27 protein-coding genes and 1 pseudogene are annotated in these 24,685 nt (G+C 62.7%); 16 read left to right on the top strand and 12 right to left on the bottom strand.

Annotated features, from left to right (window positions below; all coding sequences use genetic code 11):
* Positions 1-639 (top strand): LysE family translocator, encoded by a 639-nt coding sequence (locus M1E17_RS18270; RefSeq protein WP_457963343.1) that lies wholly within the window; start codon positions 1-3, stop codon positions 637-639.
* A 49-nt stretch (positions 640-688) separates the two neighbouring features.
* On the opposite strand, the gene M1E17_RS18265 is transcribed toward M1E17_RS18270, so the two are convergent.
* Entirely contained in the window at positions 689-925 is a 237-nt protein-coding gene (locus M1E17_RS18265) for a YegP family protein (protein ID WP_457963342.1), read from the bottom strand.
* A gap of 162 nt (positions 926-1,087) precedes the next feature.
* Complete coding sequence (locus M1E17_RS18260; RefSeq protein WP_457963341.1) at positions 1,088-1,471, bottom strand: hypothetical protein; 384 nt, start codon at positions 1,469-1,471, stop codon at positions 1,088-1,090.
* A gap of 242 nt (positions 1,472-1,713) precedes the next feature.
* Here M1E17_RS18260 and M1E17_RS18255 point away from each other — a divergent pair, with 242 nt between their 5' ends.
* A complete protein-coding gene (locus M1E17_RS18255; RefSeq protein WP_457963340.1) occupies positions 1,714-2,460 on the top strand; it encodes a GAF and ANTAR domain-containing protein in 747 nt (248 codons plus the stop codon).
* A 105-nt stretch (positions 2,461-2,565) separates the two neighbouring features.
* Here the strand turns inward: M1E17_RS18255 and M1E17_RS18250 are convergent, their stop codons facing one another.
* The gene (locus M1E17_RS18250; RefSeq protein WP_457963339.1) at positions 2,566-2,865 is read right to left on the bottom strand and encodes a DUF4193 domain-containing protein; all 300 of its coding nucleotides are present in this window, start codon (positions 2,863-2,865) and stop codon (positions 2,566-2,568) included.
* Between the two features lie 200 nt (positions 2,866-3,065).
* Here M1E17_RS18250 and M1E17_RS18245 point away from each other — a divergent pair, with 200 nt between their 5' ends.
* The 5 genes from M1E17_RS18245 to M1E17_RS18225 all read left to right on the top strand — a co-directional run bounded on the left by M1E17_RS18245 (position 3,066) and on the right by M1E17_RS18225 (position 6,650).
* The gene (locus M1E17_RS18245; protein WP_457963338.1) at positions 3,066-3,680 is read left to right on the top strand and encodes an Hsp20/alpha crystallin family protein; all 615 of its coding nucleotides are present in this window, start codon (positions 3,066-3,068) and stop codon (positions 3,678-3,680) included.
* 26 nt (positions 3,681-3,706) lie between these two features.
* Complete coding sequence (locus M1E17_RS18240; RefSeq protein ID WP_457963337.1) at positions 3,707-3,949, top strand: hypothetical protein; 243 nt, start codon at positions 3,707-3,709, stop codon at positions 3,947-3,949.
* Complete coding sequence (locus M1E17_RS18235; protein ID WP_457963336.1) at positions 3,946-5,082, top strand: baeRF2 domain-containing protein; 1,137 nt, start codon at positions 3,946-3,948, stop codon at positions 5,080-5,082. Before M1E17_RS18240 ends, M1E17_RS18235 begins: the two co-directional genes overlap by 4 nt.
* 72 nt (positions 5,083-5,154) lie before the next feature.
* A complete protein-coding gene (locus M1E17_RS18230) occupies positions 5,155-5,544 on the top strand; it encodes an ArsR/SmtB family transcription factor (RefSeq protein WP_457963335.1) in 390 nt (129 codons plus the stop codon).
* Positions 5,541-6,650 carry a cation diffusion facilitator family transporter gene (locus M1E17_RS18225; RefSeq protein WP_457963334.1) on the top strand — a complete coding sequence of 370 codons (1,110 nt, stop codon included), beginning with the start codon at positions 5,541-5,543 and terminating at the stop codon, positions 6,648-6,650. Before M1E17_RS18230 ends, M1E17_RS18225 begins: the two co-directional genes overlap by 4 nt.
* Positions 6,651-6,659: 9 nt before the next feature.
* Here M1E17_RS18225 and M1E17_RS18220 read toward each other — a convergent pair whose 3' ends face one another.
* The 4 genes from M1E17_RS18220 to M1E17_RS18205 form a co-directional block, all read right to left on the bottom strand.
* Positions 6,660-7,535: an ANTAR domain-containing protein gene (locus tag M1E17_RS18220; protein ID WP_457963333.1), complete on the bottom strand. Its 876-nt coding sequence runs from the start codon at positions 7,533-7,535 to the stop codon at positions 6,660-6,662.
* Positions 7,536-7,711: 176 nt separating this feature from the next.
* Positions 7,712-7,930, bottom strand: a complete 219-nt coding sequence (locus tag M1E17_RS18215; protein ID WP_457963332.1) for a hypothetical protein — start codon at positions 7,928-7,930, stop codon at positions 7,712-7,714.
* 552 nt (positions 7,931-8,482) lie between these two features.
* Positions 8,483-8,683, bottom strand: coding sequence for a hypothetical protein (locus tag M1E17_RS18210; protein WP_457963331.1), 201 nt, complete (start codon positions 8,681-8,683; stop codon positions 8,483-8,485).
* Between the two features lie 67 nt (positions 8,684-8,750).
* Entirely contained in the window at positions 8,751-9,494 is a 744-nt protein-coding gene (locus M1E17_RS18205) for an ANTAR domain-containing protein (RefSeq protein WP_457963330.1), read from the bottom strand.
* A gap of 375 nt (positions 9,495-9,869) precedes the next feature.
* Between M1E17_RS18205 and M1E17_RS18200 the strand changes: the two genes are divergently transcribed.
* Positions 9,870-10,616, top strand: a complete 747-nt coding sequence (locus M1E17_RS18200; protein WP_457963329.1) for a GAF and ANTAR domain-containing protein — start codon at positions 9,870-9,872, stop codon at positions 10,614-10,616.
* A gap of 809 nt (positions 10,617-11,425) precedes the next feature.
* Here the strand turns inward: M1E17_RS18200 and M1E17_RS18195 are convergent.
* Together M1E17_RS18195 and M1E17_RS18190 are read right to left on the bottom strand one after the other, a co-directional pair.
* Positions 11,426-12,421, bottom strand: coding sequence for an arsenic resistance protein (locus M1E17_RS18195; RefSeq protein ID WP_457967828.1), 996 nt, complete (start codon positions 12,419-12,421; stop codon positions 11,426-11,428).
* 92 nt (positions 12,422-12,513) lie between these two features.
* On the bottom strand, positions 12,514-14,106 hold the full coding sequence (locus M1E17_RS18190; RefSeq protein WP_457963328.1) for a DUF222 domain-containing protein: 1,593 nt from the start codon (positions 14,104-14,106) through the stop codon (positions 12,514-12,516).
* 295 nt (positions 14,107-14,401) lie between these two features.
* On the opposite strand from M1E17_RS18190, the gene paaA reads away from it, so the two are divergent.
* From paaA to M1E17_RS18160, 6 genes are read left to right on the top strand one after another with little or no spacing between them, the layout of a single operon-like run.
* A complete protein-coding gene (gene paaA, locus M1E17_RS18185; protein WP_457963327.1) occupies positions 14,402-15,439 on the top strand; it encodes a 1,2-phenylacetyl-CoA epoxidase subunit PaaA in 1,038 nt (345 codons plus the stop codon).
* Positions 15,436-15,837 (top strand): 1,2-phenylacetyl-CoA epoxidase subunit PaaB, encoded by a 402-nt coding sequence (paaB, locus tag M1E17_RS18180; protein WP_457963326.1) that lies wholly within the window; start codon positions 15,436-15,438, stop codon positions 15,835-15,837. The genes paaA and paaB overlap by 4 nt, the downstream gene beginning before the upstream one ends.
* Complete coding sequence (gene paaC / locus M1E17_RS18175; RefSeq protein ID WP_457963325.1) at positions 15,834-16,769, top strand: 1,2-phenylacetyl-CoA epoxidase subunit PaaC; 936 nt, start codon at positions 15,834-15,836, stop codon at positions 16,767-16,769. The genes paaB and paaC overlap by 4 nt, the downstream gene beginning before the upstream one ends.
* A 5-nt stretch (positions 16,770-16,774) precedes the next feature.
* On the top strand, positions 16,775-17,416 hold the full coding sequence (paaD, locus tag M1E17_RS18170; protein WP_457963324.1) for a 1,2-phenylacetyl-CoA epoxidase subunit PaaD: 642 nt from the start codon (positions 16,775-16,777) through the stop codon (positions 17,414-17,416).
* Positions 17,417-17,425: 9 nt separating this feature from the next.
* Positions 17,426-18,652, top strand: a complete 1,227-nt coding sequence (paaE, locus tag M1E17_RS18165; protein WP_457963323.1) for a 1,2-phenylacetyl-CoA epoxidase subunit PaaE — start codon at positions 17,426-17,428, stop codon at positions 18,650-18,652.
* Positions 18,653-18,682: 30 nt separating this feature from the next.
* Positions 18,683-19,462 (top strand): enoyl-CoA hydratase/isomerase family protein, encoded by a 780-nt coding sequence (locus tag M1E17_RS18160; protein ID WP_457963322.1) that lies wholly within the window; start codon positions 18,683-18,685, stop codon positions 19,460-19,462.
* A 108-nt stretch (positions 19,463-19,570) separates the two neighbouring features.
* Here M1E17_RS18160 and M1E17_RS18155 read toward each other — a convergent pair whose 3' ends face one another.
* Positions 19,571-20,863, bottom strand: a complete 1,293-nt coding sequence (locus M1E17_RS18155) for a hypothetical protein (RefSeq protein WP_457963321.1) — start codon at positions 20,861-20,863, stop codon at positions 19,571-19,573.
* A gap of 582 nt (positions 20,864-21,445) precedes the next feature.
* Here M1E17_RS18155 and galU point away from each other — a divergent pair.
* Positions 21,446-22,336: a UTP--glucose-1-phosphate uridylyltransferase GalU gene (gene galU, locus M1E17_RS18150; protein WP_457963320.1), complete on the top strand. Its 891-nt coding sequence runs from the start codon at positions 21,446-21,448 to the stop codon at positions 22,334-22,336.
* Here the strand turns inward: galU and M1E17_RS18145 are convergent.
* The gene (locus M1E17_RS18145) at positions 22,329-22,748 is read right to left on the bottom strand and encodes a VanZ family protein (protein ID WP_457967826.1); all 420 of its coding nucleotides are present in this window, start codon (positions 22,746-22,748) and stop codon (positions 22,329-22,331) included. The two genes, galU and M1E17_RS18145, sit on opposite strands and share 8 nt — an antisense overlap.
* Positions 22,749-23,127: 379 nt before the next feature.
* On the opposite strand from M1E17_RS18145, the pseudogene M1E17_RS18140 reads away from it, so the two are divergent.
* Positions 23,128-23,959: pseudogene (locus M1E17_RS18140) on the top strand (IS5 family transposase).
* 126 nt (positions 23,960-24,085) lie between these two features.
* Here M1E17_RS18140 and M1E17_RS18135 read toward each other — a convergent pair.
* Positions 24,086-24,550 (bottom strand): Lrp/AsnC family transcriptional regulator, encoded by a 465-nt coding sequence (locus M1E17_RS18135; RefSeq protein WP_457967825.1) that lies wholly within the window; start codon positions 24,548-24,550, stop codon positions 24,086-24,088.
* Between the last annotated feature and the right edge of the window lie 135 nt (positions 24,551-24,685).

The raw sequence follows: 24,685 nt of genomic DNA, 5'->3' as shown, positions 1-24,685 counted from the left end.
ATGCTTCCCGCAGCCAATGCCGGTGCTTTCGCACTTGCTGCTTTTGCCCTGATTGTGATCCCTGGGCCCAGCGTGCTGTTTGTCATTGGCCGCTCACTTTCGCTGGGTCGAAAGGGCGGGTTTCTGAGCGTGCTGGGCAATGCCTTGGGAATGATTCCGGCCATCGCGGCCGTGTCCCTGGGGGTGGGGGCAGTGGTGGCAGAATCCCTGCTGGTCTTCACAGTGATTAAGTTCGCTGGGGCTGCGTATCTGATCTATCTTGGCGTGCAGGCGATCCGGCACCGCCACGGCCACAGGCCGGACGTCCCCGCCGCGGCAGCTCCGCCGTCGTCCTTCCGGCTGCTCCGCGAGGGATTCTTCGTCGGAATCTCCAACCCGAAGACGATTGTGTTCTTCGTGGCTGTGTTGCCGCAGTTCGTCAGTTACGGGGCCGGGGCCATTCCGCTCCAGCTTGCCCTGCTCGGCCTGATCTTCTTCGCCATCGCCCTGGCCAGCGACAGTATCTGGGCGCTCACTGCCGGCACGGCCAGGTCCTGGTTCGCGCGCAACCCGAAACGGCTCTCACACATGGGTGCGGCGGGCGGCGCAGTCATGATCGGGCTCGGTGGCACGCTGGCTCTGGCCGGCAACAAGCACTGAATCGAGCGCGCGGAAAGCTTGTTGCGCCACCGTGTCCGTGAATCGCCGCTCAGGCAGGGCCCGCCCGGCGAGTCCCCGGCTCCGCCGAAGTTGCCCCGGCAGGGCCACAAAGATCCGTGATCAAACCCATGCCGGCGCACTCCCGTACGTCACGGATCCCCTGCACGGCGGATGCCTTGTCCGGAAACGGCGCTGACACGGCCACCACTGAACCGTCGGCAGCTTTGAGCCTGAACCCGAAGGACAGCGTGCGGTGGTCACAAAAAAGTTCGAAAGATCCGGACATGGTTCCCCTAATTACCATCCGAGGCGAAATGGCCTCGGGGCTGCCTACTAACCGACGCACCAGTGCGTCCGGCTCCCCAGCCATGCCATTCGTTTAAGACTAAGTGGGAAACCGCTTACTCGGAAGTAGTTTTTTTGGCTGTTCAGGGCGTCCTGCCAGCGGTTACTGCTTTGGTCGATGCCCGACTCGATGCCCGAGCAGTTGCCGGTGCCGCTCCCAGCGGCGGATCCACATCAGTTCGACGGCGGCATCCAGCAGGTAGATCCTGCTGATTCTGCCTGTTCCCCCATAGATAAGGTCGATGGCGGCAAGCGTGGCAGCTGTGCCGATGCCCAGGCGCCTGGCCTGCTTGACGCCGTCGGGACTGTTGGAACTTCCCAACTGGACAATTCCAATGGTGACGAGCAAACCGGAAACAGTGCGTACCAGCCACTTGTCAGTCTTGGGCCCGCTCACGGCTTCAAAGCTGCGCATGTGAATCAGGGGCCAGAGCCCTGTAATCAGGTTGAAGCTCCCTTGCGTCAAGGCAGGAGTCGCAGGTGCCATGTCGATCCTCCCTTGGCCTCAATCCTCCCTTGGCCTCTGTCCGGAGGTCTCGGCCGTTTTGAATCTTCTTACCCTTGGAGGGGCACCTCCAAACAGTCTGGTCCCCTCCGGACAGCAGGAGGCACTCGCTCGCCACAGGGGAAGTGGATACTCTTGGAGAACCGTCAAGTAGCTGGCGGAACGTACGTGGCCGATAGCCCGGATTTGTGCTGGGCTTCTGCTGTCGACAGGAGAGGCACTTCGTGGCCGCTGAAACCTCAGAAGAATTTTTTCCTGACGTTGCTCCGCATCTTCAGGACCTGGTGCTGGACAGCCCCGACGTGGAGCAGTTCCTGCAGGACCTGGCCGTTTACTCCGGCGAGCGGCTCAGTGTTCCGGACCATGAAGTCTTCTGTGGGATCACCCTCATCAGAAGGAAGAAGGCCACCACGGTGGCCAGCAGTAATCCCTGCGCCCGGCTAATGGACGAGCTGCAGAACAAATATGGTGATGGGCCGTGCCTCACAGCCATGCGCGAGATGACCACCGTCCATGTTCCGGACCTCAGCCTTGAGACCCGGTGGCCGGGCTATGTCCGGACTGTGGCCGGCCAAGGAACTGAGTCGCTGCTGAGTGTTCCGCTTCCGCTGGAGGGCGAGACCCGGGGTGCCCTGAACCTCTACAGCCAGCGGACCCATGCTTTTACGGGCGAGAGCATCGCGGCCGTGGAAGCATTTTGTGAACAGGCGTCCAAGGGCCTGCGCCTCGCCCTGCGGATGGGCCAGTTGCAGGACACCAAGGAAAACATGACTGCAGCCATGAGGTCCCGCACTGTGATTGACCTGGCGACTGGCGCCATCATGGCCCAAAACAGATGCAGCCAGGATGCGGCATTCAAGGTGCTGATCCGTGCATCCAGCACCCGCAACATAAAACTGCACGACGTCGCTGCTGGCGTCATTGCCTCCATCAGCCAGGATCCAGAGGTTGTCACCTTCTTTGACGAATAGCCGTCTGTCCCTGCCCAACTAGGTAGCCCTAACTGTCGTTATCAGGGCTCATAACGACACTTGACGCTACCCAGTTTGGGCTGCCCAGTTGGGTGGCTCTTTTGCCTAGCCCTCGCACTCCTTGCAGTACTTCTTGCCGTCCTTCTCGCGGGCCAGCTGGCTGCGGTGGTGGACCAGGAAGCACGACATACAGGTGAACTCGTCGGACTGGACCGGGATGACCTGGACCAGGAGTTCCTCGTTGGAAAGATCAGCACCGGGCAGCTCAAAGCTGTCCGCCAGGTCCGCCTCGTCCAAGTCCGGTACAGCGCCTCGAGTGGCACTCTTCTCGGTCTTCAGCACATCCAGTGGCTCGTTCGACTCATCCTCGGGCGCCAAGCGCGGAGCATCGTAGTCGACTGACATTTTGTGGCTTTCTCCTTGTGTTTTCGGTCCCGAAATATTCGGGCTCACTACGCAACCCGGCATGGGCCGCAGATATTCCCGGAGGCCCTTAACAAGATGACCCGGGCGGAAGTATCGTGAAATTGCCGGAAATCCGACCCCGTTCCCCGGGTTGCGTCGGCTGCCGAGGGGATCGGACAGTAGACAAGGAGATGGGCACAATGAACAGCATCATCCGCCGGGCAGGCTCTGACATTACCGAACCGCTGCGCCGGTTCCTGGAGGGGGACATGGGTCCCTGGCTCCGGGTGGAGGAATACCGCGACGGCGGGGACATGGTTGTCAAAGCCGAAGTTCCCGGCATCGATCCAGAGAAGGACGTTGACATCACGCTTGTAGGCAGTGACCTGCGGATCGAAGTGCGGCACGAGGAGAAATCCGAGCACAGGGATAAGCGGGGATACCGCTCCGAGTTCCGCTACGGCACTTTCTCCCGCACAGTGGCCCTCCCCGGCCCGGTTAACGAGAGCGACATCCACGCTTCCTATACCGACGGCGTCCTTGAAGTCCGGGTTCCTGTACCGGACGAGTCCACCACTGCATCGCGGAAAATCCCCGTTTCGCGCGCAGGCGCAGCGACCTCGAACGCAGGTACCTCAAGCGCAGGGACCTCTAGCGGAATGGGTAGCGCAGGCGGCATGGGTGCCGCTTCCGGCGCAGGCACCAGCGGCACGGGCACCACGGGCACGGGCACCACTGGGATGGGAAATGCAACTGGCACGGGCACCACGTCTGGAATGGGCACCACGTCCGGCACCACCACAGACCCCATGTAGGCACCACAGTAAGGAAGGAGTTCGTCATGGCCGAACGCGGAAACACCACGCATGGACCGGGCCTGGACGACAAGATGAAGCAGGAAACCGACGGGATGGTCAAGGGAAACAAGCCAGCCCACGCCGAAGAATTTCGGGAGACCGAGCCGTTTCCGGACGACACCGATCCAGACGACGTCCGGGATGCCCTTGACCCAACGAAGCGCGTCCCGGCTGACGCCGAAGAATACATCGAGGACCAGGACGACGACGAGGAGGGACCACAGTGACGCTAAGCCTCACGCAATACGCTGACCTCTACCGACAGCCCGGGCCGTGGTGCGTCGCCTACGTCAATGCCGGCACAGGAACCGTGGACACACTGGAAGCCGCCGACGTGACGCCGGGCAACGTCCGGACCGCGTTGGAGGGGGAAGGCGCGTCCAAGCAGGATCTTGATGCGATGGAGGAGGCGTTGCGCCCGGCCGAGGGCCAGCCTTCCCCCTTGGCAAGGTTCGTTCTTGTCCGGGACGGAAAGACTGAGATTAACGAGCTCCTGCCGGGCCCGCTGGCGCTGCCGCCAAGAGTCGCTGTTGAGCCGATTCCGGATCTGCTGCCCCTGGTAAAGCACCGGCCCGAGGAGTTCCCGTATGTGGTTGCCGAAGTGGGACGCGACGACGGCGAGATCCGCCTGCATTACGCCGGGCGTCCGGGGGCAGCCAGCACAACGGATGTGCAGGGATCCAGCGAAAATCTCAGCAAGGTCCCGGGAGGAGGTTGGTCGCAAGGCAAATACCAACACCGCACGGAGGAGATCTGGCGCCGGAATGCCAACGAGGTTGCCAACGAGATCGATCGGGTCATTCGCACCAGCGGTGCGCGTTTACTGGTGCTTGCCGGTGATATCAGGGCCCGCGGACTGGTGGAGGAGCAGCTCTCTGACGCCAGCCGTGCCCTGCTGACGGTTATCGAATCGCATACCCACACGGGCGGGGCGGACCGGGATGCCTTCAATGACCAGGTGGATGAGCGCGTCGCGCAGCAGTGGGCCCAGGAGCAGCAGGGAGTGATGGAACGCCTGGCGGTCCAGGAAGGGCAGCCCAATCCGGAGTCAGCCACCGGGATTGGAGCGGTGGTTCACGCCCTCCAGCAGGCTCAGGTGGAAACGCTGGTTCTGAATGACGCTGCGTTCGCCGAGCGGACTCTCCTGGCCCTGGACGCCGAGCCCTGGGTGGCCAATGCGGAAGAGGAAGCACTCGGAGCAGGCATCGTGGGCAAGGTGCCGGCGCCTGCAGCCCTCCTGCGCGCTGCTGCCCTCACAGATGCAAACGTCCTGTTGGTTCCAGGAGGCGTATTGCCGGAGGGCGCAGAGATCGCGGCACTGCTTAGATGGTCCACGGGTCCAACCGTCCCATCTGCGTAATGCCGGCTTGGTATTGAGGTTCGGAGTCGGTTCGCGTTTGAAGGATTGTCATCGCTATGAAAGTATCTGCGTATGAATGCAGATACGAAGGCATGCGGACTGACTCCGGACAGCCAATACGTCGAACTTGCGGTGGAAGTGTTCGCGATGCTGGCGGACGCCACCCGGGTCCGGCTGATTCTGGCACTCCGGCAAGGCGGCGAGTTGCCCGTCAACACGCTGGCTGAAAAGGCAGGCAAATCTGCCGCAGCCGTATCGCAGCATCTGGCCAAGATGCGCCTGGCCCGGATGGTTTCCACGCGCCAGGAAGGAACCAAGGTGTACTACCGGCTGCAGGACGGTCATGCCTGGCAGCTCGTCGCCGACGCCATCCACCAGGCCGAACACGCCCTGGGCACGGCGCCGCACCACGGCACGGCGCCTCATCACGGGACTGCCTTATCCAAAGGAGGCCGGGCATGAGTAAGCAGGCACCTTCCGCCGGCGGCGGCCATGATAACGCGGACGACGGCGATACTCACCACGCGCACGACGCCGACGCTCACAGTCACGACGGCGATAATCACCACGCGCAGGACAGCGGCGCTCACAGTCACGCTCACCACCCGCATGACCACGGCCATCAGCACTCCACCGGGCTGAAGGGCTGGCTGCGCGAGCTGTTCGTCCCGCATTCCCACGACTCAGCAGATTCCCTGGATGACGCCCTGGAGAGCAGTGCCATGGGGATCCGCGCTGTGAAGGTGTCGCTCCTGGGCCTCGGCGCCACGTCAGTCTTCCAGCTGGCCATTGTGCTTGTCAGCGGATCGGTGGCCCTGCTCGCCGACACCGTCCACAACTTCTCCGATGCGCTGACCGCCGTCCCGCTGTGGATCGCGTTCCTGCTCGGACGCAGGCCCGCCACGCGCACGTACCCGTATGGCTTCGGCAAGGCCGAGGATCTGGCGGGGCTGTTCATTGTGGCAATGATCGCCCTCTCGGCCGTCGTGGCCGGCGTCGAATCCATCAGGCGGTTCTTTGAGCCCCAGCCCGTCCAGAATCTTGGCTGGGTCCTGGCCGCCGGGCTGGTGGGCTTTGCAGGCAACGAGCTGGTGGCCATGTACCGGATCAGGGTTGGCCGGAGGATTGGCTCAGCGGCGTTGGTGGCCGATGGCGTCCATGCACGGACCGACGGTTTCACTTCGCTGGCCGTGGTGGCAGGGGTGATCGGCATCTGGCTGGGATTCCCCCTGGCTGACCCGATCGTTGGCCTGCTGATCTCCGCTGCGATAGCAGTGCTCCTGTGGGGGACGGTCCGGGACGTGGGGCGCCGGTTGATGGACGGCGTCGATCCCGCGCTCTCTGACAGCCTTGAACGCCTGGTCCATGACCTTGCACCTCAAGGCAGCTCCGCCAGGCTGCGCTGGAGCGGGCACCGGCTGCACGCTGAAATCACCGTTCCGGCAGATAATGCCGTGCTGCTGGAGGACTTCGCGGACTCCGCGTCCAGGCTGGAGAAGGCTGCCCGCAGCAGCCTGCCGAACCTGGGATCGGTCACGGTGGTGCCGGCGCTCAGGCCCGTTTCCTGAACAGCCGGATCAGCGCGTCTTCGCCCCGGGGCCGCCGTTAGACGGGCTGCCGTTCGATGGCTTACCGTTGACCGGACCGCCCGTAGGTGACCCGCCGTTGGAGGAGCCGCCGTCGGACTTCCTGCCAATGGACGAGATGACAGTGGACGCAACATCGCGCAGTTTGATGTTGCGGGTGTTGGAGGCCCTATTGAGGATCTGGAAGGCCTCCGCCTGGCTGCAGTGGTTCTGCGCCATGATGGCGCCCACCGCCATGTCGATCGCGGTCCTGGTCTGGACTGCTGCCATGAGGTCGTCGCGGACATCGCGCAGGCGTGCCATCCGCAGGGCCAGGCGCAGCGAGCGTGATGCGTTGGCCACGAAGTTGGCGGCTGTCCGCACGTCTTCCTCCGAGAAGCCGCCGGGTTGGCCGGAGTAGAGGTTCACCACGCCTTCTGCCTCGCTGGCCAGCTCGAGCGGCACGGCAAGGATGGACCGGATTCCCTGCTGCACGGCGGTCCGTGTGTACTCGGGCCAGCGCGTCTCAGCCAGGAGCTCGGGAACCAGGACGCTGCTTTCCTGCCGCAGGGCTGTCAGGCAGGGGCCGTCGCCAAAGCCGTTCTGCGTCTCATCAAGCGACTGCGCCCGGGCATCACTGCTGGCCGCCACCTTGGGCTTCCGCTGCCGGATGACCGTAACACCACACACCACCGGATTGTCCTGGGTGGTGAGGGCGGATGCGGCCATGGTTGCCAGTTCCGTGAGGAAAAGACCCACGTCGGGGCTGTCCATCACAAATTCCTGGAGCCGCCGGGCGCCCTCGGCGGGGTCGTCGGGAAACCCGGGGTCGCCGTCGAACGGTGCCTCCGGTCCGCCGGGACCGGCAGCTGTCTGATCCGGGTTCACTGTCCGCCTCTTTCGTCGAAAACGCACGTTCCTTGTTTCCGACGTTACCCTTCCCGGCCAACGCTGAACATGCCGCCCACCCCCGAGTTTTCGTCCAGTTATGGCGAGTTAAAGGGGGTCAAAGTCGCCACAAATGGACAAAAACTCAGGAGGGGAGGGGTTGGTGTGAGTGCGGGTCAGCCCGGCTCCACGCGGACGATTTCCAGCGCTTCCGGATCCAGGAGCCTGCGGGTTCCGGTCCTCGCGTCAAGGATCCAGAACAGATTCAAAACAGGTACGACGGCGGTGACCCGGCCCTGGTGAAAAAGCTTGCCGTTGTGCCACGCCTCGATCTGATCGCCAGTCCTGATGTCGCTTGACTCGGTTTGGACAGATTGTGCTGCTTGTACTTCCATGATGAGCCGCCTCCTGCTCGTTGTATCCCCGTAAGGCCAAGCATGGCCGGGCGACGTTGCCGCAGTGTTTCGACGGAGTGATTTTCCTGTGTCCGGCTCCTCGTTGGGCGTCTCCCGAACCCTGAGGCGGTCCTGAATGCCTGATGGTACGTGGCAGACGATCTGGAAAGGAGTGGCAAGCGGACGCTGAGTGGGTGGATCGCTTTCACGAAGGAGATGGGCATGTCCGCAATGTGGCACCAACTGCCAAGTTGAGGAGCGGCCGCGCTTCGCATATTTCCTCCCTAATACAGGCGTTGCTTCGACGGACAGAATCCGCTTCTGCTCGCTGCTGCGGTTGCGTGCCTCCATTCCGGCAGCAAGCTGTCCAACTTGGCCATACTTTTGTATGCCCCTGACCCCGATGAAGGGGCACGGCGACCTGGCTATAACAAGCAGCAACCCAAAGCCGCCTGGGGACCGTAGGGCGATAGAGAGCGTTGTCCGGTTTCCGCTTGGAACGCCAAATTAGCTAAGGATGCGGAAGACAAGTGGAGCGGGAAGCGCTCCGAGTTACTGGATGCGGAGGTCCTTCAACGTCCAGCGCAATGTTTCCAAATCGTGGTTGTCTCCGGGCATGAGGCCCTGGATGAATGCCTCGAAGGAAAGCGCATCGAGGTTCCCGCCGTGGCCCCAGAACACGACCCAGAGCTCCCAGGGATCCATTTCTTGTTCACGCATAAGGGTCTGCGCCGCCAGCTGCACATCCTCCATGTTCAATCCTTGCTTCTGCTCCTAAATGTTTACAAGAGCCAATGAATTTTGCGGATTAATCTTGGTTTTACGGGTCGAAATGGGTGAGGACGTTCGGGTTCTGGGACACCGATTTGATGACAGAGGAGGCGACCTCTCGGAGTTTCAGATTTCGGGTACTCGAAGCGATTCTGAGGATCTGGAAGGCTGCTTCCTGGCTGCAACGGTTCTGCGCCATGATCGCGCCGACGGCAAGGTCGATCGCAGTGCGGGACTCCATCGCAGCCGTCAGGTTCTTCCGGGCGTCGGTGAGCCTGGCGATCCGGACAGCCAGGCGCAGGGCTTTGGAGGCCTGTTCGGCGTAGGCTTCGGCCTTGTCGATGTCCTCGCCGCTGAAGGCGTGCGTCTGAGTCGAGTAGATGTTCAGGGCCGCGTTCGCTTGACCTTCGAGTGGGAGGGGGACGGAGAGGATTGAACCGATTCCCTGTTTCCATGCGGCGGTGGTGTAGGCGGGCCAGCGGTGTTCCTCCCGCAGTTCCGGGACGTGCATTGTGGCCAGCTCCCGGATAGCGGTGAGGCAGGGCCCGTCGCCGAAGCCGTACTGTAGCTCGTCCAAGGGAAGGACCCTGTCGTCGCTGGCGGCCACAGTGTTTGCCTTCTTCTTCCGCATCAACGTGACACCGCAAAAGACTTCGTTGTGGGTGGAAAGGCTGGTGGCGGAGAATGCAGCCAGCTCGTTGAGCATTTGCTCCACATCGGCGCACTGGAGCACGAGGTCCTGGAGGTGCTCGGCGACGACTGCCTGGGGCAGGAGGTTGGGTTCCTGGGCCATGACGGCCTCGTTCCTGTTAAGCCCCTCAGGCAGATAACGTGAAGCTTTTGACCTGTCGGGGCACGAACCCTAAGTCTACGCCTTGACTGGGCCGGGGTCCCTGCCCTGCTGTAGCTAAATCATTCCGTCGAAATACTGGTGCCGCGCCTCAACCGCCGGGCAAGGTGGGACCAGCAGGCTTCCTTCTGTCCGTCTGGTTAGACCTGCGTCCCGTGTGGAATAACCTCGGTCGACTCATGCCGGGGAGGACCCAGCTGATATTTCCTTTCCATTCAGGAAGCTGATGGGGATGTACGCTGGGAAGGAAACGTTCAGAAGCGGGCGTCTTCGCTCCGCCTGATCTGCAAGCGGTTGAGGATTTCCTTAGGACGTGCCATGGACGCTTTACCCATCCCTGCAGAGCTTGACGGAGTCGTTTCCCATCTCCAGGACCTGGTTCTGGAAACCTCTGATGCGGAGGAATTCTTCCAGGAATTCGCCGTTTTTTCTGCCTCACTCCTCTCACCGCCCGGGTCCGATATCTCCTGCAACGTCACTGTGGTGCGTCGGAAAAAGCCTGTCACGGTCGCGTGCAGCAGCCCCCGCGCCCGGGTGATGGATGAAATGCAATACGCCTACGGTGACGGGCCATGCTTGTCTGCGATGCGGACCGGAACCACTATGCATGTCCCTGATGTGGCCAGCCAGCTGCGCTGGCCCCCGTACATCCAAGCGGTCGCCGCCGAAGGAGTGCGCTCAATCCTTGGTGTTCCGCTGCCCTTGGAGGGAGAGTCCTCCGCGGCTTTGAACATCTACTCTTCACGGCCACATGCATTCACAGAAGAGGAGATCGCACGCGCAGAGCTGTTCGGTGAGCAGTCCGCGAAAACGCTGAGGCTCGAGTTGCGCCTAACGAGGCTGCGGGACGCGAAGGATAACTTGGAAGCGGCCATGAAGAGCCGTACCGCCATCGATGTTGCTACCGGCGTGATCATGGCGCAGAACCGGTGCAGCCAGGAGGCTGCGATGACAATCCTGGTGAAGGCTTCCAGCTCGCGGAACGTCAAATTGCGCGACGTTGCGGCAGGAGTCATCGAATCAGTTTCACCCAATACCGCGGTGCATACATACTTCGATGAATGACCTCACTTCCCACTGACGCCTTCGGGTCCCGTAATCAAGTAGGCCGGCGGGAAAACCAAGTTTGAAGCAATGCACCCACCATCAGGGAGCAGGGCGGCAAGGGGCGGGTCCAGAAGGTACTGCCACGCGGAGGCGCGGGGGAAACGGAGAGCCATTTTAGGCAGCCTCTAAAATTGGGACAGTGGGAATCCGATCACCCTAGGCGTCTTCGCGCTCCGGATTCTCCAGCCGGAAGAAGTTGGAGTGGCTTCCGTCGGTGCGGTGCTCCTGATAGAAAGTCGTCCACGTCCGAACTGGCCCCGGCATCCCCGGCCTGTCCATCGCCCTTTGTCCGGGCACTGGCGACTCCATTAACCAGATCTTCCTTGGATTTCACTGCCGTTTTTGAAATCATTTCCGCCAGCCGTTTCATACCGGTTTCTGGAGGCCTGGGAACGCCTCCGCCGGTAAGGATGACAGATATAGGTTTAGCCGAGATCGTAGTTGTACCAATGGACCGGCGTTTCGGCGTTGACGGGGCGTACGGGCTGCAGGATGATGTGCGTTGGCGGGTGTTTGGTTCCTTGCTGGGGAGGACCTCTGGTCTTCACGTGGGGGAGCCCGTCGGGGAGCTGGCTTCCGGTCTCAAAACTGATGAAGTCAGCTCCCGTCTCCTTGACTCCGCTGCGAGACGACCGGAGAATTCCTCGTCGTAGTCTGGATACTAGGCGTGGCCCCCAAAACCTCCTGGCGGACCAAGGGACACCGACTGGATAAAGCCGTTCGTCGGCCGGGAATTTGGGAGACATGCCCACCCCCTGCAGCAGGGCTCACGTGAGCTGTTGGCGCTGACCCGCGGGGACGAGGACAGGCACGAACCGGACGTAGAGGAGCATGCCGATAAGTTCCACGAGAGTCTGGGTGACCACCACCAGTGCGGCCAGGGCCAGGGGCTCGGGCAAGGCCAGTGCAAGCGGAAGGATCACCAGGGAATTGCGGGTGGCCCCGCTGAACACCACGGCGCGGGTGGCGGGAATGTCCAGGCGTGCCTGCCTGGCCGCGAGCATTCCCAAGGGCACCATCACCAGCAGGAACGCGGCATACAGCGGAACCACTGCCAGGAGCGCGCCCAGCTCCTGCCGGACTCCCACAATCTGCGAACCCACAACAACTGCCAGGGTTGCCATCATCAGCGGAACCATCAGGGTGTGCATGAGCGCCATGATGACCCGTCCCGCTTTCGCCCGGCGAGCCAATGACTGGGTCAGCGCGGCCAGGGCCAAAGGAACCAGGATGAACCCCACCAGCGCCTGAACGAAAGGTGCGGGGTGGATCGTTGACACGATTCCAGGGCCTACGAAAACCAGCAGGTACAGAGGCAGCAGGATCATCTGCACCAGCATCAGCACCGGTGCTGCAGCCAGCAGGCGGTCACTTGCCCCGCCGGCCAGGCCGGTGAACACGATGACGTAGTCGATGCAAGGTGTCAGGAGGACCAGGAGAACGCCAATCAGCAATGCCTGATCGCCGGCGATGAACCGGGTGAGCGCAAAAACCACCACCGGCACCACGGCGAAGTTGAGTATCAGCACCGTGGCCATGAACCGCAGATCCCGGATGGCAGTGCCGATAGCGGCAAAGGGAATCCCCAGGAACGTGGCGTAGAGCAGCACGCCAAGGACTGGATTGATCGCTAGCTCCAGGGCTCCGGCGGATTGGGGCGCCAGCCATCCCGCTGCACCGCCGCCGATGATCGCGGCGAGATACAACCCGATCTGGTGCCTCTCCATCCACGCGGCCGCGGTCCCAATCTTCACGCTGCCCATCGTAGGCGAGGCAGCGGCCCCGGCATGAACTCGAAGAAAGAACCCTTCGCGCTGCGCATAGGGCACGATACTAGCCACCCCTGGGCATCTGATCAGGCGCCATGCAGGAACCGCTCTATGCTGCCCTCTCCCATGGACAGCCCGACGTGGATGAAATCCGGCGAGATGCAGGAAGAGTCACGCGGCGCTGGGGGAAGATGCCCGTTGGACGTCAGGCCTGGTTTCAGTTCCGGTTGCAGGTGCAGTTTCAGCCCTGGCTGCAGCGGAAGTTTCGGGCTCGGATTCAGGCCCGGATTCAGGCCCGGATTCAGCTGCCATTCCAGGTCCTGGGGCCAGTGCGGTGGTTCCCAGTCCTGGTGTTCGCTCTTGTAGTGGCGGCCGGAAGGCGATATCCAGCCAGGTGGTTCATTCTTGCGGGCCGGTTTTGGCGTCCAGGCGCTGGTATGTCTGAGGCGGTGATGCCGGGGACACGGCTGTCCTAAATTCGATACGCCGGTGGTTCCGCCCTTCTGCCAGGCGAGGAGGTGGTCTGCCTCATTGTCCAGAGAGTGGTTGCTGCAACCGGGGAAGGGGCATCTGCCGTCTCGCATCCGCAGCCACGTCCGCATCGCTTTGGTAAGCCTGTAGCTCTTCCGTCCGATTTCCAGCGGCGCGCCGTCACGGGGGTCAACCAGGACCCGGTGGAACGAGTCAGCCCCGTTGGCGACCACGTCCCTGGCCATCGACGCGGGGATGGGCCCGTACCCGTCTAGAACGGCCGGTTCATCCGTGGCGCCGAGCAGGGCAAATACTGGGACCGTCACCAGGACCTCGGCCCGTGGGGTGGGGACTCTTCCTGAGTTCCCGGCTTCCCCGCCGTCACCGACACTGCCGCCATTTCCGCCGAGGAGTGCGGTGGCGAAGGCGTCAGCCCGGAGTTGGGGCAGGTTCCGGGTTTCGTCAATGCCCTGGAGGCCGCGGGCGACGGCGGTGGTCCGGTTCCAGATCGCGACTGCTGTCACCGCGGGCAGGTAGGCGGAAAGCCAGGCCATGCCGTCTTTGTCCGGTGTGTATTCGACCCTCCGGTCCAGGACACCTTTGGCATGCCGCTTCTCGATACTTTCCGGCTGATGGCGTTCGCGCCAGATGCGGGCCTTGTGGCGGAACCGGGACGCCGGCATTTCCCCGGCGGCACAGGCGCTGGCCGGAATCGGTGCCTCACGGCCCAGGAAGTGCGCCTCCAATGCCGCAGCGCCTGCGGGATCAAGGGTGGCTGTTTCGTCGACCATGACCCGAGCATGCTGCCAGGAGATGGTGCCGGACTGCAGGGCGGACAGGGTCAGCGGCAAGGTGGTGGTGAGTTCGTGGGCCTGGGCCAGCAGGGAACCCGCCGCGCGCGGGCCGATGGTCAGCGCGCAGGCGATCTCCGCAGCCACAGCCGCCTCCTGCGCCATGATGGGCTCATCTGGAGGTGCGGCCGACCTCGCCCTATCCGCGAACTTCGCGGCAGCCTGGGCCTTCAAGGCAGCCATCCGAGCCTCTGTACCTGCTGTTCCGGTGAGAATGTCCAGGCAAGTATCCGCAAGGACGGCCAATGGATCGCCATCAGCCGCCGCGCAGGGGAGGGTCTCGTTTAATTCGGCGGTAAGGACATCAAAAGCAGCGTTGATGTCCTTGTAGGCTTTCGCCACTGCTGCGCTTCCCATGTATCAATCATCGTGGGAGGGTGTGACATTTTCCCGTGGAGATCAGCGGACGGGGAATCACGGCAAGCTGCCGGCGTCTGGCGTCCATGGCGACTCAACTGCATCGGGTGCGGGAACTTCGTCCCAAGGGTGCGGATCCGCACCTCCTGACGGAAGTGCGAGAGCGCCCTGGGAAAAGCCTGCAGAAGGTGAGAGAGCATCTGGCCGTGCTTGACGCTCCTCGCCGCTTCCGCATATCCTGAACGAACGGTCGGTAAATAAATGAGCCACTGAAGGCCAATGCATAGGAGCAACCATGGCAGCGCATGATCTGCAGTCAGTGCCCGCTGGGCTATCCCCGGACGAACAGCAGGCCGCCGAACAGCGGGAGGCTGACGGCCGGGCCAACTTTGACCGCGTCATGGCGGAGGATTCGCGGATCGAGCCCAAGGACTGGATGCCGGACGCGTACCGCAAAACCCTCCTGCGGCAGATCTCCCAGCACGCGCACTCGGAGATCATTGGCATGCAGCCCGAAGCGAACTGGATCTCAAGGGCCCCCAGCCTGAAGCGCAAAGCTATCCTGATGGCCAAGGTCCAGGACGAGGCCGGCCACGGCCTGTACCTGTACTCGGCTGCCGAAACCCTCGGTCAAACAAGGGACAAGATGATGGCTGACCTCATCGCCGGCAAGGCCCGCTACTCGAGCATCTTCAACTACCCGGCGCTGACCTGGGCGGACATGGGTGCCATCGGCTGGCTGGTGGACGGCGCCGCCATCTGCAACCAAGTGCCGCTCTGCCGGGCCAGTTACGGTCCCTACGGCCGTGCGATGGTGCGGATCTGCAAGGAGGAGTCCTTCCACCAGCGGCAGGGCTTCGAGATCCTGCTGGAACTCGCCAACGGCACCCCCGAGCAGAAGCAGATGGCCCAGGACGCCGTGAACCGCTGGTACGCGCCGGCGCTGATGATGTTCGGCCCGCCGGACGATGATTCGCCCAACTCGCGCCAGTCCATGGCCTGGAACATCAAGCGCTTCAGCAACGACGAACTCCGCAGCCGGTTCGTGGGAATGATGGTGGAGCAGGTCCGCGTGCTGGGCCTCACCCTCCCGGACAGTGAGGTCCGTTTCAACGAAGACACCAAAAAGTGGGAACACGGCCCGCTGGACTGGAACGAGTTCAAGGAAGTCCTCTCCGGCCGTGGGCCCTGCAACGCCCAGCGGCTGGAACGCCGGCGGGAAGCGCACGACGACGGCGCCTGGGTCCGTGAGGCGGCCGCCGCTTATGCGGCGAAACAGCATCAAAGAGAGCTAGTAAAACAGTCCGCAAAGCAGAAGGAATTCGCAGCATGAGCCCGCACGGCAACCCTGAAGAGCCAGCCAACTCGGCCGCCGAAATCAAGCGCGAGGCACCGAAGGCCAGCCCGGAGGTTTCGGAAGGGACAGCCGCGGAAGGCACAGCTGTGGACCGCAACGCCTGGGGCCTCTGGGAGGTTTTTGTCCGGTCCAGCCGCGGCCTCAGCCATGTGCACGCTGGATCGTTGCACGCACCGGATGCCGCCATGGCCCTGCGCAACGCCCGTGACCTGTACACCCGCCGCAACGAAGGCGTGTCCATCTGGGTGGTCCCGGCCGATGCCATCGCCGCGAGTGATCCTGACGCGAAGGGCTCCTTCTTCGAGTCCCCGCAGGGCAAGGATTACCGGCATGCGACGTACTACACCAAGAGCGAAGGCGTGAAGCACCTGTGAGCAGCCCCGAAACCAAGGCAGAAACAGCAAGCGGCCACGGCGACATCTCCACCGGCGTGGCGGCACCATCAGGCAGCGGGGACAGCAACGCCTCCGCCACCCGCATCACGCCGGGAAACGCACTGCGCCCGGAGGACATCGCGCTGGAGGTCCGCACCGGCCTGGCCCGTCCGGACCAGGACGTTGCCGAGTACGCGCTGCGCCTGGGCGACGACGCCCTGATCCTGGCCCAGCGGCTGGGCCACTGGATCTCCCGGGGGCCTGAGCTGGAGGAGGACGTGGCCCTGGGCAACATCGCCCTTGACCAGCTGGGCCACGCCCGCTCCTTCCTCAGCTATGCCGGCGGAGCGCTGGGAGAAAACGGCGCGGCCAAGACCGAGGACGATCTGGCCTACTTCCGCCGCGAGCACGAGTTCCGCTCGGCCCACCTCTTTGAACAGCCCAACGGGGACTTCGCGGCCACCATCGCGCGGCAGTTCATCGTGAGCTACTACCAGTTCGAGTTGTACCGCCGCCTCACCGAATCCACCGATGAAACCCTGGCCGCCATCGCAGCCAAGGCCGTCAAGGAAGTGGACTACCACCGGGACCACAGCGCTCAGTGGATCCTCCGCCTGGCCGGAGGCACGGACGAGTCCCGCCAAAGGATGATTCACGGCCTCAAGCTGATGTGGCCCTACGTCGCCGAGCTCTTCGAAGATGACGACCTGGCCACCCGCCTGGCTGAAACCGGTGCCGCCGTCGCGCCTTCCAGCCTCAGGGAAGATTTTGACCGGCTGACCGGTGACGTCTTCAAAGAAGCGGAGCTGGACGTGCCGGACGTTCCCGCTGCCCCCGGCGGCGGCCGCCGCGGCCGGCACTCAGAGTACCTGGGCTACATCCTCGCCGAGATGCAGGTCCTGGCCCGGGAATACCCCGGAGCGACGTGGTGACAACCATGTACATCTCCGATTTTGAGACCAGGACCAGGACGCCGCGGCCGAAGACGCCGCGTCAGACGGCGTGGGAGATCGCCGCCACTGTGGTCGACCCCGAAATCCCGGTGCTCACCATCGAGGACCTGGGCATCCTGCGCCGGGTGGAGATCGTGGACCAGCACGACGGCGGCACCACCCACCCAACTGACTCGCAGTTAACGCTGCGAAAAGGCGAAATGACGACGTTAACTGCGAGTCAGTTGGGCAAGCCCGTCGCGCAACCCGCCGTCAGGGTCACCATCACGCCCACCTACTCGGGCTGCCCGGCGATGGATGCCATCCGCGACGACGTCAAGGCAGCCTTCGCCAAAGAGGGCTACAGCAACGTCCAGGTGGACCTGGTGCTCGCCCCGGCCTGGACCACGGACTGGATGACCGAGGCAGGAAAACAGAAGCTGCAGGAGTACGGCATCGCGCCCCCAACAGGGCGAAGCGATGCAGCACGCCACGCAGGCCCCATCCGCCTGACCCTGGCCGTCAAGTGCCCCCAGTGCAGCAGCCTGAACACCAGGGAACTCACCCGCTTCGGTTCCACCTCCTGCAAGGCGCTGTACGTGTGCCAGGACTGCAAGGAACCGTTCGACTACTTCAAAGTCCTGTAAGGAAGCCCCATGCCTGTTGTCCGCCAGACCGCCGCCGAATCGGCGCAGGCCACCGGCCGCCGTCGTCCGTCCTTCCACACGCTCGCCGTCAAGGAGGTGCGCCGGCTCACCGAGGACGCCATCGAGGTGGCCTTCCACGTGCCCAGGGAGCTGGCCGGCCAGTTCGACTACCTGCCCGGCCAGTATGTTGCCCTGCGCACCACGCTGCCGGATGAGAACGGCGAGCCGAAGGAGATCCGCCGCAGCTACTCCATCTGCGCGGAGCCGCGCACGTTTGAGGACGGCAGCAGCGAGATCCGGGTGGCCGTGAAGAAGGACCTGGGCGGGCTGTTCTCCACCTGGGCCAATGCGGAGCTGAAGGCGGGGGACACGCTGGACGTCATGAGCCCCATGGGCGCGTTCGTGTCCAAGCACGGCCGCGACGGCAACCTCGTGGACCAGAACGTCATGAACTCGATGAACCATCCGGAGGACCTGGCGGGGGAGCCCGGCAGCTTTGTGGCCATCGCCGCGGGGTCCGGAATCACCCCGGTGATCGCCATCGCCCGGACGCTGCTGGCCGCCAACCCGGAGACCCGCTTTGACCTGATCTACGCCAACAAGGCCGCCATGGACGTGATGTTCCTGGAGGAGCTGGCGGACCTGAAGGACAAGTACCCGCAGCGGCTGGCCATCCACCACGTGCTGTCCCGGGAGCAGCGGATCGCGCCTCTGCTCAGCGGCAGGATCGACGCCGAGAAGCTGCAGCAGCTGCTGGGCACCGCCATCCACGCGGACGATGTGGACGAGTGGTTCCTGTGCGGGCCGTTCGAGCTGGTGCAGCTGTGCCGGGACACCCTGGCCGAGCGCGGCGTGCAGCCGGAGCACATCCGCTTTGAGCTGTTCACGTCGGGCAAGCCGGATCGGCCGGAGGGCCACGCCGGCCGGCCGATCCTGGTGGACGAGTCCAAGGAGACGTACAAGATCACGTTCAAGCTGGACGGCCTCCAGGGTGAGGTGGCCAGCCCCACGCATGCCCGGGAGTCCATCCTCAACGCGGCCCTGCGCGTCCGCCCGGATGTACCGTTCGCGTGTGCCGGGGGAGTGTGCGGCACGTGCCGGGCCAAGGTGGTCACCGGCAGCGTGGCCATGGACGAAAACTATGCGCTGGAGCAGGATGAACTGGACAGGGGCTACGTGCTCACCTGCCAGAGCCACCCCACCACCCCGGAAGTCACCGTCGACTTCGACGTCTAGCTTTACGTACCTCTCAGAACAGGAGCTTCGATGATTTCCCTCTCCATCAACAATGGTGTTGCCGAGGTGGTGCTGGACGCGCCGCACAAGCTGAATTCGCTGGACGAGCAGGCGCTGGCGGAACTGGCCAACGCGTACGACGCCGCTGCTGACGCCGCCTCACGCGGTGAGGTGCGGGCGCTGCTGCTCCGGGGAGAGGGCCGCGCCTTCTGCGCGGGACGGGACATCTCACACGTGAGGCCGGAGAGCGACGACGCCGCCGCTTACCTGGGCGGTTTGGTCCAGCCGCTGCTGAAGAAGATGAGCTCCTTTCCGGCGCCCACGTTTGCTGCGGCCCAGGGTGCGTGCCTGGGCGTGGGGCTGGGCCTGCTGCTGGCCACGGATGTGGTGTACGTGGCGGAGAACGCCAAGTTCGGCTCCCCGTTCGCCAAGCTGGGCGCCACGCTGGATTCCGGCGGGCACTGGTACTTCACTGAGCGCCTGGGCATGCACCGGACGCTGGACCTGATCTATACGGCGGAGCTGATGTCGGGGGCGGAAGCCGTGGCGCAGGGTATGTTCAGCCGGGCAATGCCGGCGAATGAACTCCTGGACAACACGCGGGCGGTGGTGGCCAAGGTGGCCATGGGTGCCACCGGTGCATTCACCGCGAGCAAGGAGCTGGTGGCGCACATCCGGGACCAGCGCCTGGGCCTGTGGGAGGCCATGGAAGAGGAGAATTCGGAGCAGGCGCGGCTTTGTAAAAGCGACGATTATGCCGAAGGTTTCCTGGCCTTTCAGGAGAAGCGTGAGCCGAGGTTTACCGGCTAGAGATTGCTATGTTCGCGTTCTTTCAGCAGCCTCCTAGGGCGCTTCCCGTCCTTGATGCCACTACAGGCCCGCCGCAGAGTTGCGGCGGGCCTGTAGTGGTTCGGCGGTCTAGTACGTAAAGTTCAGTACCGTCACGGTGCCGGCAGTCAGCGGAAACGTTTGTGTAGTGGAGCCGTAGGCAAAGCCAGGGACAGTCAGCCGTTCGGCCACAGGCTTAGGTCCTGCCTTTGCGCCGTCAATGATTGTCTGGTCTTCGGCCTTGTAGCTGGGCCCGGTTAGCTGGGTCATGGTTCCGGTCAGAGGCTGTCCTGGCAGGGAGAGGGTTACTTCCGTCTGAGCGGCCTTTTCGGGATCGTTCTGATTTACCAGAACCACAGTGGTACTGCCGTCCGGGTTCCGGAGGGCATAGCTGTAGGCCAGGCCACCGCCCGAGCTCTCAAGTTCAAGGAACTTTCCGCCTTCAAGTTCAGCCACCATGGCCAGCCCAAAGAAGTTTGCCCTGCCCGAAAACTGTCCATCCGGCTTGAGGTAGGGGCCGCCACTGCACAGTACGGACATGGGTGGCCCCCCTGCGCACGTCAGCAATGAACTGTGGAAACCGATGCGGGCAATTCCCAGCTGCGCAGCGTTGAGGAAGTAGTCCGCCGTCCACAAGGCTGACGCGTGCGTACGGGAGGTCTCGTTCGAACCGGGACATGCTGCGATACCCGTTTCGGGGAGCCATGTTTCCAGTCCGGCTGATTTCCCTGCCTCAATGGCGGCCTTCTGATAGTCAGCGGCACGCTGGTGCATGAGCGGGGTCATGAGGTTTCCAATTGTTGGCGACGATTTGGGGTCGTCGCCGTTGCAACTATGGAGGGGATAATTGTGGAAGGAAAGGATCTTTTTCTGAGGAATGTCGGCATCGATGAAGGGCTGCCACCATTCCTTGCTGTAGGTTCCTGGGCCGGAGATAGCGACGCTGGGTGCCGCAGCGTAAATCGCCGTGGCATATGCCTTTAGCTCTCTAACGTAGTCATCGGTGGTGTAACCTCCGGGACGCACACCATTGGCGCCGAAGCCATTGGGCTCGTTGCCGATCGTCACACTGATGAGTCGATCCCCGAAGATGGTGGAAGCGTGCTTCACCATGTCGGCGGCCCGTGCCGGATCGAAGTGGCCAAGATCGACGGTAAGGCTCAGCTTCGCGTTTACAGCTTCAAGCAAGCCATTGACGCGGGCCAGGTCCTGCGGGCCGACAGCCCGGGCGGGATGCGCTTTGTCCCCCTTGTACGTGGCTGGGAGCGCCTCGCCCGACGAGGTCCAGAAGAAGCGACGGTCCACGGCGTTGCCTCCGAAACGCAACACGGGTTCGTCAACTTCAGTCAGAAGCTTTGCGAGGGAGGTGTTTGAGCTGCTCAAGGCAGCATCCCCCAGATCGGTCGCTTCTAGTGAAATGCCTGTCATACCCTGGTTCAGGACCGTACCGAGCTCATTTCCCGTGACCTTAACCTTCAGTGGTTCAACTGCTTCCAATGGCGAATTAGCCGGTGGGCCAGGCTGGTCGTAGTAGGAAACTGTCGGTGCCGGTGGCAGAGAGCTGTTTGTGGTTGGAATAGGCTGGACCAGAGAGTTCGAATTCGATGGGGTTAGCCCCGTGAATACCATGACGAGCGCGATCACTGCCGCTACCATCGCAGCAACCACCAAAGCGATCTTCGTTGTCTTCCTTGCATCCCTCTGTGAGAAACGTTGATTAGGGTTCCGATCAGTGCGTTTGGTTTCAGGCGTGCGCATGCGAGGGTGTCTCCAACGTCAGAGGGGTGAATGCCCAGCTTAGCCAATGACGTCATGGCCCTGCCAAACGCTCGGCGTCGTCCTCGCTCGGCCGGGTTTGCAAAAGCCAGGGTATGCCGAGGGTTTTCGGGCATTTCAGAGAAGCGCGAGCCAAAGTTTGCATGCCAGAGATTGCTATGTTCACGTGCTCATTTGTATGGTTCAGCTATGACAATGGGGAAAGCTATAACCAAAGCCGTCATTCCTGCTGCCGGATTGGGAACTCGCTTCCTGCCCGCCACTAAGGCGATGCCGAAGGAAATGTTGCCGGTGGTTGACCGGCCGGCCATCGAGTACGTGGTGGAGGAAGCCGTTCAGGCAGGCCTCACCGACCTGCTGATGATCACGGGGCGGAACAAGCGCTCCCTGGAAGATCACTTTGACCGGGAACCCGGCCTGGAGCGTGCCCTGGAGCTGAAGGGCGACAAGAGCCGCCTGGAGGCCGTGCAGCACGCTTCCCAGTTGGGGCCCATCCACTATGTCCGCCAGGGCGAGGCCAAGGGGCTTGGCCACGCGGTGCTGTGCGCCAGCCAGCACGTGGGGAACGAGCCGTTCGCCGTGTTGCTGGGTGATGACCTGATTGATGAGAACGACTGCCTGCTCAGCACCATGATGGAGGTGCAACAGAAGACCGGCGGTTCCGTCATCGCCATGATCGAGGTGGATCCGTCCCAGATCAGCGCCTACGGATGTGCGGACATCACGGCCATTGACGGCGAGGACTACGTCCGCGTCAACAGCCTGGTGGAGAAGCCGGCTCCTGGTGAGGCGCCGTCCAACCTGGCGGTGATCGGGCGCTACGTGCTGCACCCGTCCGTCTTCGGCATCCTGGAGAAAACCGGTCCGGGCCGTGGCGGCGAAATCCAACTGACGGACGCGCTGCAGACACTCGCTGCTGGCGAGGGCGAGGGCTCAGGCGTGTACGGAGTGGTATTCAAGGGCCGCCGGTTCGATACCGGAGACAAGCTGAGCTACCTCAAGGCTGTCATCACGCTTGCCTCCGAGCGTGTGGAGTTTGGCGAGGATCTGAAGACCTGGATGAAGGGCTTCGTCAGCTAGTCCCCGCAGCTACTGCTGCTGCATGCCCGCCGCAGAGGGCCTGGCCTGGCCGTTTAAGGGCCGCAACGGCCAGCAGCGCCCCTATGACTGCCCCTGTGGTATTTGTGACATGATCCTGCGCACTCGCGAACCGTTTTTGAATAAACCTCAGCTGTCCGAGTTCGATGCCGCCGGACACTGGCGTGCCTAAGATGCCTATTTGCCACCATCGCTTTTCTGCACATGCCAGTGCTGCCGCGTGCCCCAACGGGCTAAATAGCACCACGTTCGCTGCGGATTCGACAAATTCGTAATTAACCAGGCGGGGTTCCGTGGGCATGGAGAAAAATTTCAGGACTCCGGCCAGGTCCCCTGACACGGATTGGTCAATGGGGCTTGACGAGAAGGCCACCAGTGCGAGCGGGACAAGCATTGCCATCATGCCTCTTCCAGATGCTTCAAGCAGGCCTCAGGAGGCCTTCAGATGGGATAGCACTGCCATTGAGTCAGCGGCGGCTATGGCAAGGAGCACCAGAAAGATGTGGGGCATCGTCTGGGGGAGGGTAAGGGAGAGGATGGACTGCCAGGGTCTAGGCAAATGTCTCCCCATAGCCCTAATGAATACCAAAGGCCTGGTTTTCCGCACTGTGGCTTGGGACTTAAAGCTGGGGGTGGGTGGTTCTCGGTTTCCCGAGAACCACCGACCCTCAGTTCCTGAAAAAGGGAATACGCCCAACTGTGTTCGTTGGCGTTCCAATAAGCGCATAGAGGTCGGTCGAAAGAACCTGTCGAACCGATGGCAGAGATTCGTGATGAGGCCTCTTCGCCGGGATCGGGATTCTGTGTGGTGCCGGATCGATACCTTGCTGCCGAGTACCGACGGGCGGCGTGGACGCCCGTACGGGGGCCACCGCCAGGTCGTTGAAGCCATCGTTTACTGGTACCCCGGTGCGGCATTGCCTGGCGGAACCCTCCCGCGAGTTCGGTCCGTGGCAGACAGTCTGGAAGCGGCACCGCCGTTACGCGTCCGAGGGGACGCGGGACCAGAGCCACCGAAGGCTTCTGGCCGAATCGGACGCCGGGCTGATCGATTGGGCAGTTTCGGTGGACTCGACTAGCAACAAAGCTAACAAGCACGGGATAAACCTTCCCCGCACAACAGGGAGAACTCACGGATTTCAAGAAACTGTTTGCTGAGCCCTCGTACCATACCGTGGACCGCTCCAGAAGCGGTCTGTGCACCAAGAATCATCACGCCTGCGACCGTAAAGTCCGACCGCTGGGCGATGATCTTGGCCCCGGGCAGGGCGGAGATTCGCCCATGTTTCCGATCGTTATGGACGGGCCGGACGCGGTTATGGTGACAAGGCCTACTCGTCCAGCGCGAACCGGCAACTGCTGCGCGGCCGGGGCTTCTAAGCCGTCGTCGAGGAGCCCTCCGACCAGATCGGGCACCGTAACGGCCGTGGTTCACGCGGCGGACGCCCCGTGAACTTCGACGCCGAGACCTACAAAGGCCGCAACACGGTGGAGAGATCCACCAGCCGCTTCAAACAATGGCGTGCCATCGCCACCCGCTACGACAAACTCGCACTGACCTACCAAGCCGGTGTCGGCCTCTATGCCGTCGTCATCTGGCTATGACAATAAGGAGACACGCCCTAGGCATCCAGAAGGTTCGAGCCCGCCGTCGTCCGTCCCGCGCCGAAGCGGCACAGCAGTTGGAACCGGACTGAGTACGGCTTAGACGGCTGCGGTTTTCCGGCGGACCTAGCGTGTATCCACATCCTCAAACACCAGAAACGTCTGTGTATCAAGTACCCCAGGCATGGACTGAAGCTGGTCAAAGATGACCCGACGCAGGTCGATGTTGTCGATGGCGCGGACCAGCAGGATGACATCAAAGTCGCCGCCCACCAGGGCAATGTGATGCACCTCAGGGATGTTGCGTAGCTGTTCGCGCAGTTCGCGCCATGAATGCTGGCTGACCTTTAGCGTCACGTAGGCAGAGGACTTGAGCCCGGCCTTGATGGGGTCAACCAAGGCAGTGAACTTGGTCAGCACTCCGTCCCCTGTCAGCCTCGCTATCCGTGTGTAAGCGTGCGCCCGCGAGATGTGGACATTCTCTGCCACCTGGGTGACGGACATTCGGCCATCACGGGTGAGCTCGGCAATGATTTTCCGGTCCACATCATCCAGCGGCGCCGGGTCGCCCTCAGCCTCGGGTCTTGCCAATTTGTCCACAGCTCCTAGCCGTAATGCAGGTCACGTTGACGTTTCGTCTCCAAGAATAGGTCCATCGATCGTACTCCTCCACGTTTTTGCTAAGGACTGGATACGAAACTTGCTGCGGGTCGATACTGGGAGTGA

It is taken from the genome of Arthrobacter sp. D1-29 (assembly GCF_054130585.1).
The sequence above is the reverse complement of the archived record's forward strand: the minus strand, read 5'-3'. Positions and strand labels throughout refer to the sequence as shown.

Coding starts and splice junctions, on each gene's coding strand:
- M1E17_RS18145 (WP_457967826.1), bottom strand. CDS start 22,748: ATGCTTGTCCCGCTCGCACTGGTGGCCTTCTCGTCAAGCCCCATTGAC.
- M1E17_RS18245 (WP_457963338.1), top strand. CDS start 3,066: ATGAACAGCATCATCCGCCGGGCAGGCTCTGACATTACCGAACCGCTG.
- M1E17_RS18260 (WP_457963341.1), bottom strand. CDS start 1,471: ATGGCACCTGCGACTCCTGCCTTGACGCAAGGGAGCTTCAACCTGATT.
- galU (WP_457963320.1), top strand. CDS start 21,446: ATGACAATGGGGAAAGCTATAACCAAAGCCGTCATTCCTGCTGCCGGA.
- M1E17_RS18225 (WP_457963334.1), top strand. CDS start 5,541: ATGAGTAAGCAGGCACCTTCCGCCGGCGGCGGCCATGATAACGCGGAC.
- M1E17_RS18265 (WP_457963342.1), bottom strand. CDS start 925: ATGTCCGGATCTTTCGAACTTTTTTGTGACCACCGCACGCTGTCCTTC.
- paaE (WP_457963323.1), top strand. CDS start 17,426: ATGCCTGTTGTCCGCCAGACCGCCGCCGAATCGGCGCAGGCCACCGGC.
- M1E17_RS18190 (WP_457963328.1), bottom strand. CDS start 14,106: ATGGGAAGCGCAGCAGTGGCGAAAGCCTACAAGGACATCAACGCTGCT.
- M1E17_RS18195 (WP_457967828.1), bottom strand. CDS start 12,421: ATGGGCAGCGTGAAGATTGGGACCGCGGCCGCGTGGATGGAGAGGCAC.
- paaB (WP_457963326.1), top strand. CDS start 15,436: ATGAGCCCGCACGGCAACCCTGAAGAGCCAGCCAACTCGGCCGCCGAA.
- M1E17_RS18230 (WP_457963335.1), top strand. CDS start 5,155: ATGAATGCAGATACGAAGGCATGCGGACTGACTCCGGACAGCCAATAC.
- M1E17_RS18240 (WP_457963337.1), top strand. CDS start 3,707: ATGGCCGAACGCGGAAACACCACGCATGGACCGGGCCTGGACGACAAG.
- M1E17_RS18270 (WP_457963343.1), top strand. CDS start 1: ATGCTTCCCGCAGCCAATGCCGGTGCTTTCGCACTTGCTGCTTTTGCC.
- paaD (WP_457963324.1), top strand. CDS start 16,775: ATGTACATCTCCGATTTTGAGACCAGGACCAGGACGCCGCGGCCGAAG.
- M1E17_RS18210 (WP_457963331.1), bottom strand. CDS start 8,683: ATGGAGGATGTGCAGCTGGCGGCGCAGACCCTTATGCGTGAACAAGAA.
- M1E17_RS18215 (WP_457963332.1), bottom strand. CDS start 7,930: ATGGAAGTACAAGCAGCACAATCTGTCCAAACCGAGTCAAGCGACATC.
- M1E17_RS18250 (WP_457963339.1), bottom strand. CDS start 2,865: ATGTCAGTCGACTACGATGCTCCGCGCTTGGCGCCCGAGGATGAGTCG.
- M1E17_RS18160 (WP_457963322.1), top strand. CDS start 18,683: ATGATTTCCCTCTCCATCAACAATGGTGTTGCCGAGGTGGTGCTGGAC.
- paaA (WP_457963327.1), top strand. CDS start 14,402: ATGGCAGCGCATGATCTGCAGTCAGTGCCCGCTGGGCTATCCCCGGAC.
- M1E17_RS18200 (WP_457963329.1), top strand. CDS start 9,870: ATGGACGCTTTACCCATCCCTGCAGAGCTTGACGGAGTCGTTTCCCAT.
- M1E17_RS18205 (WP_457963330.1), bottom strand. CDS start 9,494: ATGGCCCAGGAACCCAACCTCCTGCCCCAGGCAGTCGTCGCCGAGCAC.